This window comes from Streptomyces capparidis, from assembly GCF_054782095.1.
The window spans coordinates 86,286-101,855 of sequence record NZ_BAAGTD010000032.1 but is presented as its reverse complement, the minus strand read 5'-3'; the positions used below and the strand labels follow the sequence as shown (position 1 = coordinate 101,855).

The window sequence follows — 15,570 nt, the reverse complement described above, 5'->3', positions numbered from 1 at the left end:
GCGAACGGCACGGCGGGCGGCACCGCGGCGGGCCGCGAGCGCGGGGCGGGGCCGTTCCCGTCCCCGGTGAGCGCCCGCAGCACGGCCTCGGCGCGGTCCGTGCGCGGATCGGGCGGCACGGCGGCGGCGGGCAGCGGCGGCCCGCCCGGCGGCAGCGCCGTCCACGGCGCGAGCGGGCAGTTGTCCTGCGCCCCCTCCCGCGGCCGGAGGTGGACGGCGGCCAGCGGGTGCTCGACCGAGGTGCCCGGCCAGAGGGCGGACCAGTGCCGGGGCGCGGGCAGCCCCGCCGCCGCGGCCAGCGCGTCCGCGCCCGCGTCCCAGGTGACGGCGGCGGCGTGACCGCGGGCCAGGGCGGCCAGGGCCAGCGCCGCCGCGGTGTGCCCGGCGTCGAGGAGCAGCAGCGGCCAGGCCCGGTGCCCGTAGTGGGAGACGGTGCGCCGGGCGGCCACAGTGAGCACGGCCACGGCTCCGGGCGCGGCGCCGGGCGGGGCCGGGCCGCGGGGGTGCAGGCGGTGGTCCAGCGGGTCGTAGGCGTAGCGGCCCGGCGGCACCGGGCAGCCGGGGCCCGCCAGCAGGTGGACGCGCACCGGGTACCGCGCCCCGGCCGAGGCCGCGGGACGGGTCCGCGGTCCGCCGTCCGCGCCGGGCACCCCCGCCCGGACGGAGAGGCGCAGCACCCCGGCCAGGTCGAGCTGCCCCGCGCGCGCCTCGGGCGGCACCACGCCGTCCCCGGGCCACCGCGCGCGGACGGGCCCCGGCGGGGTGTCGGGGCCCACGGGCAGGCCGGAGCGCGCCTCGGCGAGCGCTTCCGCGACGAGGCGGGCGTCCGGACCCCGCCCCCGCGGGCGCGGGACGGCCCCCGGCCCGCCCGCGCCGGGAGCCCGCCCCGCCGCGCCCGGACCCGTCCCGTCCGCGGCGCTCCCGGCACCCGCACCCGCCGGCCGCACCCGCGCGCCGCGGGCGTCCCGCACACTCCAGCCGCTCATGGCCCACCCCCTCACATGTGCGGCGCGGGAGCGAGCGTGAAGTCGCCCGGCGCCGTCGGAGGAGTGGTGCGCCAGCCGCGGTCCACGGCCGCCCGGCCGAACCTCGGGCAGCCGTAGTAGCCGAACGCCGCGGGCGCGTTGGGCACCAGGCCGGTCACCAGCACCCGCGCCACCCGCAGCGCGGTCTCCGCCACGTCCGGCGTGGTCAGGTCGAAGACGGCGACGCGGTGCCCGCCCGCGGCCAGCTTCTCGCGCAGGCGCCGCGGCGAGCCCGCGGGCACCACGTCCACCGGCACGGTCCGCTCCGGGTGGGTGAAGCGCCGCGCCAGCGGGGCGAGCCGCGGGTCCAGCCACACCTGCACATGGGCGCCGAGGTCGCGCACCCGCGCGAAGTCCTCCCCGGCGTCGTCCAGGTACCGCCGGTCGGCGCGGTGGTCCAGGTACAGGCCGCGCGCCAGCATCCCGGCCTCGATCGCCCGGAACACCCAGCCGCCGGGCTCGGTGAGCCCCTGGGTGAACACCCACGTGTGCACGGCCTCCAGCACGGCCTTGCGGGCGGCCTCGGCCGGGTCGTGACGGCAGGCGAACCCGGCCGCGTACAGGTCCCGCGACTCGTCGTGCACCAGTGCCGCCATGGCGGGCGCGAACTCGCTCGGCATCCGGACCACCCACACCTTCAGCGGCGACCCGGCCAGGTCCGCGGCGAGCCCCGGCACGCTCGCCGGGTCGATGCCGACGGCGGGCCCGCCCAGGTGCCACCACAGCTCCAGCGCGTCCCGCTCCACCACCTCGAGCAGCGCCCGCTCCACGGCGTCGGCGAAGCCCTGGCCGGTGGCGATCCCGGCGTAGTTCAGGTGGTGGGTGCGCGGCAGCGCCTTCAGCTCCCCCTGCCGCCAGTTGAGGTGGGTCAGCGCCACGGGCGCCCAGCACTCGCGCCGCTCCCCGTTCGGCAGTTGCTCGGTGCCGCGGGTCCACAGCGCCTCGGTGCCGCCGGTGAGCCTGCGGTACGGGAAGCGGGGCCGGTCGTACTGCCAGTCGGCGTAGGCGGGCAGCTCGCCGGGGGTGAGCAGGCCGCGGCCCTCGGCGGCCAGGCGGTCCGCGGTGGTGCGCAGCGGGGCGCCGGGGGTGCCGGGCGGGGGCAGCCGGTTGCCGCAGTAGCGCTCCACGGCCTCGGCGACGGCGGCGGTCCACGCCCCGTCCGGGTCGCCGAAGGTGGTGCCCAGGGCGACCCGGTCGGCGGGCCAGGCCCCGAGGCGGCGCGCGTCGGCGACGTCGGCGGTCATGGCGACGTAGCGGGCCGGGGTGCCCTCCGGGTGCTCGACGGGGGCGACGGAGCGGACCAGGCCGCACACCGGGTCGACCAGCGCGCGCAGGGGCAGCGGCGGGGCGGTCGCGGTCGCGGCGGGGGCGAGTGCGGTCACCGGAGTGTCTCCTCCTCGGGGCGGACGGTGCGGGCGGCGGCCGGGCCGGGCACGGGCAGCAGCAGGCGGCTGTGCCGGGCGGCGACGGTGCGCCGGGACGGGCGCGCGGCCGTGGCGCGGACGGGGTCCTCGCCGGTGTGCGGGTTGCGGGCGTGCGCGGGGAAGTGGTGCCCGGCGACCTCCACCCGCAGCCGGGTGCCCGCGGGCAGGCGCCGCACCAGCGGGCCCAGCCGCACCCGGACCTCGCGCGGCCCGGCGGCCGGTCCGGCGACGCGGGCGATGCCCGTGCCCAGCGGCTCCGCGGTGCCGCGCGGGGTGAGGGCGACGAGCCGCACCGCCCAGTCGGCCGACGGCGTGTCCCAGGTCGCGGCCAGGCGCGCCTCCACGTGCCCGGCCAGGTCGCAGTCGGCGGGCAGCGGCGCGCCGACGGCCAGGCACCGGTCGGGCTCCCCGTCCGCGGGGACGTCCAGCCGGTCCGAGCGCACCGGGCGCGCCGGGTCGGCGGTGAACGCGGCGCCGCGCGCCACCCGCATCGACCACGGGCCGCCCTCCAGCGGCACCTCGCGCACCCCGGAGTCCAGCGCCGCCGCGGGCAGCCAGCTTCCGGTGCCGCCGAGCGCCGCCGCGCCGCCGCGCCCGCGCAGCGCCCCGGCGAGGGCGGCGCGGGCGAAGGAGGCGTACAGCACGCCGAGCCGCACCCGGTGGCCGCCGTGCGCGTCGGGCCCGGGCTGCGCGGTCAGGCCGTGCCCCCACGGGCCGAGCAGCAGCCGGGCCGGGCCGCCGCCGCGCCCGCCCCAGGCCCGCCACAGCGCCACGGTGGCGGAGGCGAACACGTCGTGGGTGCCGCCGACGGCCAGCAGGGGCACCGCGCCGTCCCGGGCGGCGCCCGCGACGTCGGCTGGCGCCGCGTCCCACAGCCGGGTCCAGGACGGCAGCGCCCGGCCCAGGCGGCGCGGCAGGTCGGTGACGGGCAGGTGGGCGAGCAGTCCCGGGTCGGCCCGCAGCGCCCGCTCCAGGAAGTCCGGGTCGCTGTCGGCGCGGTCCCCGTGGGCGGCCCACCACCCGGCGCGGCCGTACAGCCGCTCCACGCCGCTGTCCTCCCGCGCGGTCTCGGCGAGCCCGAGCGCGGGCACGGCCGCGATCACCGCGTCCGCCCTGGCCGCCGGGTCGGGGTGCAGGGCCAGGACCAGCGCGCAGTGGGCGGCGTACGAGGCGCCGCAGGCCACCACGGCGCCGTCGCTCCACGGCCGCTCCCGGCACCAGCGCACGGCGGCGGCGCCGTCGTCGGCCTCCCGGCGGTAGGGCGACCACGCCCGCCCCCCGCCCGACCCGTGGCGGCCCCGCACGTCCTGGACGACGGCGGCGAACCCCCGGCGGGCCCAGCCGCGCAGCTCGGCGTGGTGCGACCGCCGGTCGTACGGGGTGCGCAGCAGCACGGTGGGGAACGGGCCCGCGCCCTCGGGCAGGCACCAGTCGGTGGCCAGCGCGGCCCCGTCCGGGGCGGGCACGGCGCCGGTGCGGACGGCGGGTGCCCCGGTGGCCGGGGTCCCGGTGGCCGGGGCGGTGGTCGGCGTGTCGGCGGCGGGGGTCACGGCGCGGGGGAGGGCAGCGGGGCGACGGCGGGGACGGGCAGCACCGGGTGCTCGGTGACGGTGAGGTCGCGCAGGTCCACCCGGCGCAGCTTCCGCGCGGCGGGCAGCGGGTCCGCGCCGCCGGGTACGGGGGCGGCGGGCCGGTCCTGCGCCCAGGCGGCGAGGCCCGCGGCGAGCAGCGCGGCCACCACGGCGGCGCCCGCAGGGAAGGGCTGCGGGTGCGGTCCGGACGCGGCGGGCCCCTCCCAGTAGGCGGCCAGTTCCCGGTGGGCCGGGGTGGCGGCGAGGCGGCGGGCGCGCACATGGGCGGCCAGGACGTCGCCCTCCCGCGCGGCGACCGGCTCGATCCACGCCTGCGGGCCCTCCCGGTGGCAGCGCGCCCAGGCGATGCCGCGGGACGGGAGCCGGTCGGCGGCGTCCCACAGGCCGGGCGGCACCGGGCGGTCCAGGCACCAGGCCACGGCGGCCGGGGGAGCGGCGGCCCCCTCGGCGAGCGCGGCGACCTCTTCGGGCGCCGTGGCCCGCGGGCGGGCGCCGGCGGCGGCCAGGTGCCGGGTGAGCGGCTCGGTCAGCCGGGGGTCGCCCAGGACCAGCACCTCGGCGCGGGCGGGCGGCCACGGCGCGGGGGCGCTCAGGTAGCCGGCGTCCCGGAACGCCGCGAGCAGGCGGTCCGCCTCTTCGTCGGCGGCGTCGGCGGCGACGGCGTCCATGGTGTCCGTGGCGCCCGCGGCCCGCGCGGCGTCGGCGGTGTCCGGGGCGCCGTCCAGCCGCCGCAGCAGCCGGGCCAGCCCCTCCGGGGAGGCGTTGATCCGCAGGAACTCGCCGTCGGGGGTGCGCACCGCCGGGTGCGCGCCGGGGGCGGCGACGATCGCGACGCCGGGCGCGAGCTGGGGCCGGGTCAACGTTCCCTCCAGGTGTGCGGCGGCTCGGGGGTCTTCGGCGGGCGTCCCGCCCCGGCACCCCCGGAGCCGGGGCGGGACGCGGCGGGCCCGCCCGGAGCGGCTCTCCGGACGGGCCCTGCGGAGCGGATTACTCCTGGTCGTCGTCGAACGGGTTCTCGACCAGGGCGTTGGAGTGGGTGGCGGACAGGTGGGCGAGCTGGCCCTGCTCGGCGATGGGGCTGAAGACGGGCTGCTGCTGCTCCATGGGAGCCTCCGTTTCACTCGATGACGGGCGCCGTTCCGAACGCCCGGGAGAAGGCTAATGAAAATGATTATCGTTTGACAAGGGGATCGGATGATCGGGATAACAAACCGGCCATCCGCCCTCCGGATCGCGGCCCACCCGCCCCTCGATCCCGAACACCTCGCGCAGCAGCCCCGGCGTCACGACCTCCCCGGGCGGCCCGTCCGCGGCCACCCGGCCGTCCCGCAGCGCCACCAGCCGCTCGGCGAACCTGGCCGCCAGACCCAGGTCGTGCAGGACCATCAGCACCGTCAGGTCCCGCTCCGCGCGCAACCGCGCCACCAGGCGCAGCACCTCCAGTTGGTGCCGCAGGTCCAGGTACGTCGTCGGCTCGTCCAGCAGCAGCACCGGCGTGTCCTGCGCCAGCGCCAGCGCCAGCCGCACCCGCTGCCGCTCGCCGCCGGACAGCGCGTCCACGGGCCGGTCCGCCCACCCGGCCACCCCCACGTCCTCCATCGCCCGGCGGCTGACCGCGTCGTCGCCGTCGCGCAGCATGCCCAGCGGGCCCCTGGCGGCGTAGCGGCCCTGCCGCACCAGTTGGCGCACGGTCAGGCCGGGCACGGGCGGCGCCGACTGGTGCAGCAGCGCCACCTTCCTGGCCGCCGCCCTGCGGGACAGGCCCGCCATGTCGGCGCCGTCCACCCGCACCCGCCCGGACGCCGGCCGCAGCACCCCCGCCGCCAGGCGCAGCAGCGTGCTCTTGCCGCAGCCGTTCAGCCCGACCAGGGCCAGCAGCTCGCCGGGCCGTACCCGCAGCGACACCTCGTCCAGCACCAGCCGCCCCGGATAGCCGAACGCCACCCGGTCCAGCTCCAGGGCGGCCGGGGCGTCCCCCGCTGGGGCGGGTGGACCGGCCGCGGCCGGTTCCGCGCGCGGCGGCGGGACGGCGGTGGACTCGGGGCCGGTGGACTCGGGGCCGGTGGACTCGGGGGCGGTGGACTCGGGGGCGGCGGGCCCGGGGCTGACGGGTGGTGAGGCGCTGGGTTCCGGCACGGCGTTTCCTCAAGGACGTATCGATGTATCGACGGGGACAGGGCGGTCACGGCTCGGTGCCGTGGCGGCGGGCCACGGCCAGCAGCACGGCGGCGCCCCCCAGCGTGGTGACCGCGCCGACGGGGACGCTCAGGCTCTCGGCGCCCCAGGCGGTGGCGGCGCGGGAGGCGAACTGCGCGACCGCGTCCGCCCCGCACACGGCCGCGGCCCCGGCGAGGGCCGCCCCGGGCAGCGTCACCCGCAGGTCGGCGCCGAGCAGGGCCAGCGCGGCGTGCGGCACCACCAGGCCCACGAAGCCCAGCGCCCCCACGGCCGCGACCGCGCCCGCCGTCAGCGCCACCGCGCAGGCCAGCGCGACCCCGCGGGCCTTGGACGGAGCCAGGCCCGCGGCCTCGGCCACCTGGTCGCCGCACCGCAGCAGCATCAGCGGCCCGGCCGCCGCGCACGCGGCCGCGCCCCACACCAGGGCCCACGGCCACAGCAGCGCCCAGTGCTCCCAGGTCCGCGCCTCCGTGGTGCCGACCATCCACTGCACCACGCTGCCGATCTCGCCCGGGGCGACGAGCAGCACCACGGCGGTGAGCCCGCCCAGCACCGCGGACACCAGCACCCCGTGCACCGCCACCGACTCCGGGTCGGAGCGCTCCCGCCCGGTCAGCAGCCACAGCAGGCCCGCCCCGGCGCACCCCCCGGTGAGCGCCGCCACCACCACGGCGAGCGGTGACGCCCAGTCGGCCAGGCCCGCCCCGGTGGCGGCCACCGCCCCGAGCACCGCGCCCGGGGTGACGCCGGTGACCTCGGGGCCGGCCAGCGGGTTGCGCAGCGCCGCCTGGAGCACCAGGCCCGCCAGGCCCAGGCAGGCGCCGGCCACCAGGGCCACCAGGGTCCTGGGCAGGCGGACCCGCCACACCAGGTGGTGGGCGGTGTCGTCCACCGGCCCCCCGGTCAGCGCCCGCCACACCTCGCCGGGCGCCAGGGCGCGCCCGGCCAGCAGGTCGGCGACGGCCGCGACCAGCACGGCCAGCGCGAGCAGCCAGAGCAGGGCGCCGGGCCCTGGGCGCCGGCCGCGCCGCGGCGCCGCGGCGACGGCGGACGGCGGCGCGGACCGCTGCGCGAGGCTCATCGGGCCACCTCCCGCTCCGGCGCGGGGACCGGCGCCCGCCGCCCGGCCGAACCGCCGCGGCCCGCCCGCAGCAGCGCCACCCCCGCGGGCACTCCCACCAGCGCGGTCCAGGCGCCCACCGGCGTCTCCACCGGCCGCAGCGCGAGCCGCGCCGCCTGGTCGGCCCACACGGTGACCAGCGCGCCCCACACCACCGTCCACGGCAGCCACGCCACCACGCCGGCGCGCGGCAGGGTGCGCCGCGCCAGGTGCGGGGCGAGGAACCCCACCCAGGCCACCGGGCCGCACACCGCGACCACGGGGGCGATCAGCAGCACGGCCACCGCGAGCGCGGCCAGCCGGGCCCGGCGCACCCGCACCCCGAGCGCGCCCGCGTCCTCGTCGCCGAGCCGCAGCACCGCCAGGACCGGCGCGCACAGCACCAGCAGCGGCGCCGCCGCCACCAGCCACGGCCACATGCCCTCCCACGACTGCCAGGTGCGCCCGGAGAAGCTGCCCAGCAGGTAGCGGTAGATGAGCTGGAGGTCGAGCTGGTCGGCCATCACCATCAGCACCAGCAGCCCGGCCTGGAGCGCGGCGGCCACGGCCGCGCCGGTCAGCAGCACGGCGGCCGGGCTGCGCCCGAACCCGGCGGCGGCCAGCGTGAGCAGCCCGCCCAGGGCGGCGCCCGCGAGCGCGAGCAGCGGGTGCGCCCACGCGGGCAGGGCGAGGGCGAGCACCAGCGGGGCGGCCACGCCGAGCGCGGCGCCCGAGGAGACGCCCAGCATCTCGGGGACGGCCAGCGGGTTGCGCAGCGCCTCCTGGAGCACCAGGCCGGCCGCGCCGAGGCAGGCCCCGGCGACGAGGGCGAGCAGCAGCCGCGGCAGCCGCAGCTCCCGCACCACCACCCGCTCCAGCACGGCCGTGCCCGTCCCGTCGCCGCCGAACAGGGCGGCGGGCAGGCGGGACGGCGGGATGTTCGGCGTGCCGAGGCAGAGCGCGCTGAGCGCGGCCGCGGCCAGCAGGACGGCGGCGAGCGCGACGAGCCGCCTCACCGCAGGGCTGCCGCGGCCTCGTCGAGGACGATGCCGAGGGAGCGGGTGCCGCGGCCCTTGGCCCACACCTCGGGGTCGACCTCGATCACCTTGTCGTTCTTCACGGCCGGGATCTGCGACCACAGCGGGTTGTCCGCCATCTTCTCGGACAGCTTCCCGTCCGGCGCGCCGAACGCGATGGTCTCCACGAACAGCACGTCCACGTCCTTGGCGAGGATCTCCTCCAGGCTGTAGGTGCCCTCCACGCCCCGGTCCTTCCACGGGTAGTCGGCGATCTCGGGGAACAGCCCCGCGGCGACGTCCCGGCCGGGGGTGGCCACGCCGAAGTTCTCGTCGCTGCCGAAGATGATCAGCGCGGTGTCCCCGCTCGGCTTCGCCGCCGCCGCGGCCAGCTTCTCCCGGAACCGCTTCTCCGCCGCGACCGCCTGCTCGCCGCGGCCGGTGAGGGCCGCCAGGTCGCGCAGATAGGCGACGCTGTCCTCCCAGGACCTGGGCTGCACCGGCCAGAAGGTGGTGGCGCCCTCCAGCGCGGGCGCGAGCTTGCCGTGGGTGTCCTCCAGGCCGATGACCAGGTCCGGCTTGTGGGACAGGATCGCCTCCACCTCGGGGCTGAGGAAGCCGCCGGGGACGACGGGCACCTTCGCCGCCCGCTCCTCGCCGAGGAACCGCGGGTGCTTCAGCAGGGCGGAGTTGGTGGCGGTGGGGACCAGGCCGAGCTCGGTCAGCATGTCGTCGCACAGGGCGACCAGGCAGACGATCCGCTGCGGACTCCGCTTCGGGGCGACCTTCTTGCCGCGGACGTCGGTGACGGCGTCGGCGTCGGCGACGGGCTCGACCTCGGGCACGCTCGTGGCGGACGAGTCCGCGCGGGGCCGGGGCTCGCCCGGATCCCCTTCGCCGGACGAGGACTCGCCGCACGCGGCCAGCAGGGCGCCGGCGAGGAGCAGGGCGGCGGCCTGCACGGAGGCGCGGCGGTGGGAACGCAGCATGGTGACGGTTACTCGCTTCCTGGTCGGACGGGCGCGCGAGGGCACGCGTCCCGGGCATGACTCCCCTGACAGCGCAGTTGAATCATGATAATCATTTTCATGGCACTGACGGTCAGGCTAGCCGCCTCACGCAGCCCGGGGGAGCCCCTCTTGACAACCGCGCGCCTCGTCGTCGCCGACCACGTCGCCGGCGCCCTGTACGTGCTCGACCCGCACACCGGCCGCTCACTGGCCCGGCTCGACGGGCGGCACCTCGCCGAGCACGCCGGGTTCCTGGCCCTGCCCGGCGGGCGACTGGCCTTCGTGGACGACCTGGCCGGCGAGCTCGTCGTGCTGGACCCGTTCGCCGCGGGCACCGCCGCCCCGCTGGTGGCGGCGACCGCGCCGGTGGCCGTGCCCGCCGAGCACCTGGCCGCCGACGCCTCGGGCCGCCACCTGGCCGTCACCACCGGCTGCGGCCGCTCCTGGGACCCGTGGAGTGACCTGCTCACCGTGGTGGACCTGGCGCCCGGCGGGACGGCGCTCCCGCCCGGCGCCCCGGCGTCCCGGCCGCGCTCGGTGCGGGTGCGCGCCCGCGTCGGCGAACCCGGCGTCACCTTCCTCGACGACGCCGACCGCCCCGGCGACCCGTGGGTGATGCTGCGCCACCGCATGCCGGGCGAGTGGACCGCCCACCGGCTCGCCGACCTGCTGGCCGCCGCCCCCGGCTGCCCGCCCGCCGAGCCGTGCGGCGCGCTGGCGCTGCCCGACGACGGCCACGGCGACGCCGCCGACCCCGCCCGCGGCCACGTCCACGCCGCCACCGGCGCGGGCGTCCACCGGGCCGCTCGCGGCGCGCGGGGGCTCGTCGCCGGACCCGTCCTGCCCTGGGACACCCCCGGGCGGCGCGGCGGCCGGGGCTACTACCTCAGGCTCGACCCGGCCCGCCGCGCCCTGTGGAGCACGGTGCGCGGCGGCCCCGCCGAGCCGGGGCGGTGGCCGGAGTGGACCAACGACGCCTGGTGGCACCACCTGGACAGCGGGCGCACCGGCCGGGTCGGGCTCGGCCCGGGGCTCGTCTTCCGGCTCGCGCTCGCCGCGGAACACGCCGCGTTCACCCGCGTCCACCCCGACGGCGACGAACTCGTCCTGGTCGGCGCGGACACCGCGGGCCCGGGGGAGCCCGCCGTCACCGACCGGATCCCGCTGCCGCCCATGGACGGCGCACCCCGCCGCGGCGGCACTCCCTGGGACGGGGTGCAGCGGCGCTCGGTGGCCGCCTCGCCCGCCTGCGGGCTGGTCGCGGCGACCCGCGGCGGCCACGGCGAGATCCACCTGGTGGACACCGCGGGCGGCCCGCCGCGCACCGTCACCGTGCCCACCCCGCTGGACGAGGGAGGGCACCTGGCGCTGGTCGCCCGCGGCGACGGGGCGGAGGGGGACACGGTGGGCCGCTGAGAGGAGGGGCGGGTCAGCCCTCCGCCTTCTCCTCCCGGCGGATCAGCAGCATGGCCGCGTCGTCGTGCAGGGGGCCGCCGGTGTGGTTCTCCAGGTCCTGGCGCAGCGCCTCCAGGGCGCCGTCCAGGTCGGCGCCGTGCAGCAGCACGGCGCGCTCGCCGAGCGGGTAGAAGCGGCCCGCCCGGTCCCTGGCCTCGGTCACCCCGTCGGTGTACAGCAGCATCTGGTCGCCGGGCTCCAGCGCCACCTCGTACGCGGACGGGCCCTCCGGCTTGAGGATGGCCAGGCCGAGCGGCGGCGCGTACTCCGGCGGCTCAGCGAACCGGCCGGTGCCGTCCGCCCGCACCAGCAGCGGCGCCGGGTGCCCGTAGTTCAGCAGCGAGACCGTGCCGTCGAAGCCGACCTCGGCGAGCACCGCGGTGACGAACTTCTCGCCGGAGAGCTGCCGGTTCAGCGCGCGCTCCAGCCGGCCGCTCACCGACAGCAGGTCGTGCTCGTCGTGCGCGGCCTCCCGGAACGCGCCCAGCACCGCCGCCGCTGTCTCCACCGCCTCCAGGCCCTTGCCCTGCACGTCCCCGACGATCACCCGGGTGCCGGTCGGCCCGGCCACCACCTCGTACAGGTCGCCGCCGATGCGCGCCTCGGCCACCGCCGAGGTGTACGACACCGCGAGGCGCAGCGGCCCCGCCTCCCGCGGCACCGCGCGCAGCAGCACCCGCTGGGCGACCTCCGCGATCGCCCGCACCCCGGCCAGCTCCGCCTCGCGGCGCTGCCGCACCGATGTCGCCGCCAGCGCGGCCAGGGCCACCCCGGCCACCGAGACCAGCGCCGTGTAGCCCCGGCGCGTCCCCAGCAGCCCGCCGTACTCGCCCACCGCGGCGCACAGCAGCAGCGCCAGCACGCCGATCGCGGCGGTGCGGCGCACCCCGCCGACCAGGCTGGCGAAGGCCGGACCGAGCGAGAGCAGCGGCAGGAAGCCGAACCCGGGCCCCACGCCCATGTCGAGGCCGGCCACGAGCGCCATCACGACGAACGGCAACGCGGACAGCAGCCTGGTGCGGTCTCGCCACGGTGCGGCCAAGGTGGTCTCCGGAGCGGTCGGGGGAATTCGGACGCTTCGCGGCAATAGCTTCCCAGGGCGCGGGGCCGGGCACAAAAGCCGTGGGTCCGCCCGTCCCCGGCCCCCCAGCCGTCCCGGGAGGAACCCGGCACACGGGACAGGAGCCCCCTCAGGCCCGCGACGGGACTCCCGGGGCCTGCCCGGAGGGCCCGGAGGGGCCCCGCCCGGGGCGCGCGTGCGCCGTCCGCACCACCGCCGCCCCCCGGTGCGCCCACCCGTCCGCGGGACGTGCCGACGCCGGGCCCGCCCGTGCCCGGCGGTCCCGCGCACACCACCCCCGCCGGCGCCCGCCCGCCCCCGCGTGCTGATCCGCGCGCCCCCGCGCGACCCGGCGGACGCGGGGTCCGGCCGTCTGGCGCGCGGTGAGCCGGGCGCGGAGAATGCAGCCATCAGGTACCGGCCGGTGCCTCGGCCCCGGCCGGGCTCCCCGGACAGGCCCGTGGTGCCCGTGGCGAGCCGGACCGGGCCGGACGCCGGGCATCCCACGCGGCCGTGCGCGCCGCCGCCCCCGGCGCGGGCCGGGGGACGTCAGCCCGCTCCGCGGTCCCGCGGACCGCGGACCCGAGGTCCACACCTCCAGGCACAGTCGCAGTCCCGAGGCAGAGATGAGGCCGCAGATGACGGGAAGCATCACCGTGGGAGTCGTGCGGGAGCGGGCGCCGGGGGAGCGCCGGGTCGCCCTGGTCCCCGAGGCCGTGAGCCGCCTGGGCCCGGCGGTGGCCGGTGTCCTGGTGGAGCGGGGCGCCGGGGACGGCGCCTGGTTCTCCGACGCCGACTACACCGCGGCCGGGGCCGCCGTCGTCCCCGCCGACGAGCTGTACGCCCGCGCCGACGTCCTGCTGTGCGTGAACCCGCCCGAGGAGGCGGACCTGCGTCCCGGCCGGACGCTGATCGGGCTGCTCGGCGCGCTGCGCGACCCCGACCGGGTGCGCCACTGGGCCCGGGCCGGGGTCACCGCGGTCTCCCTCGACCTGCTGCCCCGCAGGCTCAGCCGCGCCCAGTCCATGGACGCCCTCACCTCCCAGGCCAACGTCGCCGGGTACAAGGCCGTGCTGCTCGCGGCCGGCTCCTTCGACCGGTACCTGCCCATGCTCACCACCGCCGCGGGCACCTCCAAGCCCGCGGCCGTCCTGGTCCTCGGCGCGGGCGTCGCCGGGCTCCAGGCCATCGCCACCGCCCGCCGCCTGGGCGCCGTCGTCACCGGCTACGACGTGCGCCCCGAGGCCAAGGGGGAGATCGAGTCGCTCGGCGCCCGCTTCCTCGACCTGCCCGCCGTCGCCTCGGGCGCCGGCGCGGGCGGCTACGCCAGGCAACTGACCGAGGCCGAGCGGCAGGCCCAGCTCGACGCGCTGGCCGACCCCGTCTCGCGCTCCGACATCGTCATCACCACCGCCCAGGTGCCCGGGCGGCGCCCGCCGCTGCTGGTGACCGCTCAGGCGCTGCGCCGGATGCGGCCCGGCTCGGTCGTGGTGGACCTGGCGGCGAGCCCGCTCGGCGGCAACGTCGCGCTGTCCGAGCCGGACCGCACGGTCGTGCTGGAGGGCGGCGTCACCGTGATCGGCGCGGGGAACCTGCCCTCGGCCATGGCGACCGCCGCGTCCACCGCGTACGCGCGCAACGTCGGCGCGCTGCTGGCGCACCTGGTCCGCGACGGCGAGCTGGCCATCGACCCGGCCGACGAGATACAGGCCGGCGTGGTCGTCACCCACGGCGGCCGGGTCGTCAACCGGGCCGTCGCGGAACTGCTCGGCGGCGCGGACGCCGAGCCCGCGGGAACCCCCGCCGGAGGTGCCCGGTGAACATGGACCTGCTCACCGCGGTCACGATCTTCGTGCTCGCCGTGCTCGTCGGCTTCGAGGTCATCAGCAAGGTCCCGGCGACCCTGCACACCCCGCTGATGTCCGGCGCCAACTCCATCCACGGCGTCGTGGTCATCGGCGCCATGATCATCGCCGCGGAGGCGGACCACGCGGCCGGTTACGCGCTGGCGTTCCTCGCCGCGGCGTTCGGCGCGATGAACGTGGTCGGCGGCTACGCCGTCACCGACCGCATGCTGCACATGTTCCGGGCCCGCCCGGACGCGCGCGGCGACGCGCCGGGCGGCCGGGAGCGGGCGGCGGGCGCCGGGAAGGAGGGCGGGAAGTGAGCACCCTGGAGACCACCGTCCGCTACGTCCTGCTGGGCTCGGCCGCCTGCTTCGTGCTGGGCCTGCGCCTGATGAACTCCCCGCGCACCGCGCGGCGCGGCAACACCCTGTCCGCCGCCGCGATGGCCGTGGCCGTCGCCGCCACCGCCGTGCTGCTCGCCGACGAGGGCGAGATCACCGCCACCGGCTGGCTGGTGCTGGTCCTCGGCGCCGCCACCGGGTCCGCCGCCGGCCTGTACGCGGCGCGCACCGTGCGGATGACGGCGATGCCGCAGTTGGTGAGCCTGTTCAACGCGGTCGGCGGCGGGGCGGCGGCGCTGGTCGCGGTCACCGACATCGTCGAGGCGGCCGACCCGGACGGGCTCGGCGCCCGCGTCACCGTCGCCGCGGCCCTGGACATGCTCATCGGCGGGGTCACCTTCTCCGGCTCGCTGGTCGCCGCGGGCAAGCTCCAGGGCGTGGTGCCGGGGCGGCCGGTCGTCTTCCCCGGCGCGCGGGCGGCCAACGCCGTGCTCGGCCTGGTCATGGCGGGCGGCGCGGTGTGGCTGGTCGCCGACCCGGGCAGCACCGCCGCGCTGCTGGTCGTCCTCGGCGCCGGCCTGGTGTTCGGCACCACCATGGTGCTGCCGATCGGCGGGGCCGACATGCCGGTGGTGATCTCGCTGCTCAACGCGTTCACCGGCACCGCCGTGGCCATGGCGGGCTTCGTCCTGGACGAGCCGGTCCTGATCATCGCGGGCGCGCTCGTCGGCGCGTCCGGCACCATCCTCACCAAGCTGATGGCCGACGCGATGAACCGCTCCATCGGCAACATCGTCCTGGGCGGCTTCGGCACCGGCGACGACGCGGCGGCGGCCGCCGGCTCCGGCTCCGACCAGGTGCGCGCGGTGTCCGTGGACGACGTGGCCGTCCAGCTCGCCTACGCGGGCAAGGTCGTCGTCGTGCCCGGCTACGGCCTGGCCGCCGCGCAGGCGCAGCACGAGCTCGGCGACCTCGCGCAACTGCTCGAGGCGCACGGCGTGGAGGTCACCTACGCCATCCACCCCGTCGCCGGGCGCATGCCCGGTCACATGAACGTGCTGCTCGCCGAGGCCAACGTGCCGTATCCGCAGCTCAGGGAGATGGAGGAGGCCAACGCCGAGTTCCCGCAGGCCGACGTCGCCCTGGTGATCGGCGCCAACGACGTCACCAACCCGGCCGCGCGGCGCCCCGGCAACGCGATCTCCGGCATGCCGATCCTGGACGTGGACCGGGCCAGGAGCGTGGTCGTCGTCAAGCGGTCCATGGGCCACGGCTACGCGGGCATCGACAACGAGCTGTACACGGCCCCCGGCACCGGCATGCTCTTCACCGACGCCAAGCGGGGCCTGGCGGACCTGAAGGCGGCGGTGCGGACCTTCGTCGGCTGACGCCCCCCGCTCCGATGGCGGGCCGCCCCGCCCGGTGGTGTGCTGGGAGGAGGCGGGGACGACCGCCTCCGGGGCGCGGGGGACCACCGGGAGCGGACAGCCGCCGGGCGGAAGAGGGGGCGGGCGGAAGAGGGG

Annotated in this window: 14 protein-coding genes; 4 read left to right on the top strand and 10 right to left on the bottom strand. The window is 78.9% G+C overall.

Features of this window, described 5'->3' with window-relative positions:
* From ACYVO2_RS24355 to ACYVO2_RS24315, 9 genes are all read right to left on the bottom strand, one after another.
* The coding region (locus ACYVO2_RS24355) for a nitroreductase family protein (RefSeq protein ID WP_461010093.1) at positions 1-986 on the bottom strand (986 nt) is incomplete at its 3' end.
* Positions 987-997: 11 nt separating this feature from the next.
* Positions 998-2,407 carry a YcaO-like family protein gene (locus ACYVO2_RS24350; RefSeq protein ID WP_461010092.1) on the bottom strand — a complete coding sequence of 470 codons (1,410 nt, stop codon included), beginning with the start codon at positions 2,405-2,407 and terminating at the stop codon, positions 998-1,000.
* Positions 2,404-3,915 (bottom strand): CocE/NonD family hydrolase, encoded by a 1,512-nt coding sequence (locus ACYVO2_RS24345; RefSeq protein ID WP_461010097.1) that lies wholly within the window; start codon positions 3,913-3,915, stop codon positions 2,404-2,406. The genes ACYVO2_RS24350 and ACYVO2_RS24345 overlap by 4 nt, the downstream gene beginning before the upstream one ends.
* An 80-nt stretch (positions 3,916-3,995) precedes the next feature.
* The gene (locus ACYVO2_RS24340; RefSeq protein WP_461010091.1) at positions 3,996-4,901 is read right to left on the bottom strand and encodes a hypothetical protein; all 906 of its coding nucleotides are present in this window, start codon (positions 4,899-4,901) and stop codon (positions 3,996-3,998) included.
* A gap of 127 nt (positions 4,902-5,028) precedes the next feature.
* Positions 5,029-5,145: a streptamidine family RiPP gene (gene amiA, locus ACYVO2_RS24335; protein ID WP_461010090.1), complete on the bottom strand. Its 117-nt coding sequence runs from the start codon at positions 5,143-5,145 to the stop codon at positions 5,029-5,031.
* Between the two features lie 54 nt (positions 5,146-5,199).
* Positions 5,200-6,000, bottom strand: coding sequence for an ABC transporter ATP-binding protein (locus ACYVO2_RS24330; RefSeq protein ID WP_461010096.1), 801 nt, complete (start codon positions 5,998-6,000; stop codon positions 5,200-5,202).
* Positions 6,001-6,223: 223 nt separating this feature from the next.
* Positions 6,224-7,300: a FecCD family ABC transporter permease gene (locus ACYVO2_RS24325; RefSeq protein WP_461010089.1), complete on the bottom strand. Its 1,077-nt coding sequence runs from the start codon at positions 7,298-7,300 to the stop codon at positions 6,224-6,226.
* On the bottom strand, positions 7,297-8,334 hold the full coding sequence (locus ACYVO2_RS24320; protein WP_461010088.1) for a FecCD family ABC transporter permease: 1,038 nt from the start codon (positions 8,332-8,334) through the stop codon (positions 7,297-7,299). Before ACYVO2_RS24320 ends, ACYVO2_RS24325 begins: the two co-directional genes overlap by 4 nt.
* Positions 8,331-9,323, bottom strand: coding sequence for an ABC transporter substrate-binding protein (locus ACYVO2_RS24315; RefSeq protein ID WP_461010087.1), 993 nt, complete (start codon positions 9,321-9,323; stop codon positions 8,331-8,333). Before ACYVO2_RS24315 ends, ACYVO2_RS24320 begins: the two co-directional genes overlap by 4 nt.
* Positions 9,324-9,422: 99 nt before the next feature.
* Here ACYVO2_RS24315 and ACYVO2_RS24310 point away from each other — a divergent pair, with 99 nt between their 5' ends.
* A complete protein-coding gene (locus ACYVO2_RS24310) occupies positions 9,423-10,760 on the top strand; it encodes a hypothetical protein (RefSeq protein ID WP_461010086.1) in 1,338 nt (445 codons plus the stop codon).
* A gap of 13 nt (positions 10,761-10,773) precedes the next feature.
* On the opposite strand, the gene ACYVO2_RS24305 is transcribed toward ACYVO2_RS24310, so the two are convergent.
* Positions 10,774-11,784 carry a PP2C family protein-serine/threonine phosphatase gene (locus tag ACYVO2_RS24305; RefSeq protein WP_461010095.1) on the bottom strand — a complete coding sequence of 337 codons (1,011 nt, stop codon included), beginning with the start codon at positions 11,782-11,784 and terminating at the stop codon, positions 10,774-10,776.
* A gap of 713 nt (positions 11,785-12,497) precedes the next feature.
* On the opposite strand from ACYVO2_RS24305, the gene ACYVO2_RS24300 reads away from it, so the two are divergent.
* The 3 genes from ACYVO2_RS24300 to ACYVO2_RS24290 are packed head-to-tail and all read left to right on the top strand — an operon-like array spanning position 12,498 to position 15,435.
* Positions 12,498-13,679 carry an NAD(P) transhydrogenase subunit alpha gene (locus tag ACYVO2_RS24300; protein ID WP_461010085.1) on the top strand — a complete coding sequence of 394 codons (1,182 nt, stop codon included), beginning with the start codon at positions 12,498-12,500 and terminating at the stop codon, positions 13,677-13,679.
* A gap of 2 nt (positions 13,680-13,681) precedes the next feature.
* Positions 13,682-14,026: an NAD(P) transhydrogenase subunit alpha part 2 gene (locus ACYVO2_RS24295; protein ID WP_461010084.1), complete on the top strand. Its 345-nt coding sequence runs from the start codon at positions 13,682-13,684 to the stop codon at positions 14,024-14,026.
* Positions 14,023-15,435 carry an NAD(P)(+) transhydrogenase (Re/Si-specific) subunit beta gene (locus tag ACYVO2_RS24290; RefSeq protein WP_461010083.1) on the top strand — a complete coding sequence of 471 codons (1,413 nt, stop codon included), beginning with the start codon at positions 14,023-14,025 and terminating at the stop codon, positions 15,433-15,435. The genes ACYVO2_RS24295 and ACYVO2_RS24290 overlap by 4 nt, the downstream gene beginning before the upstream one ends.
* The last annotated feature ends 135 nt before the right edge of the window (positions 15,436-15,570 follow it).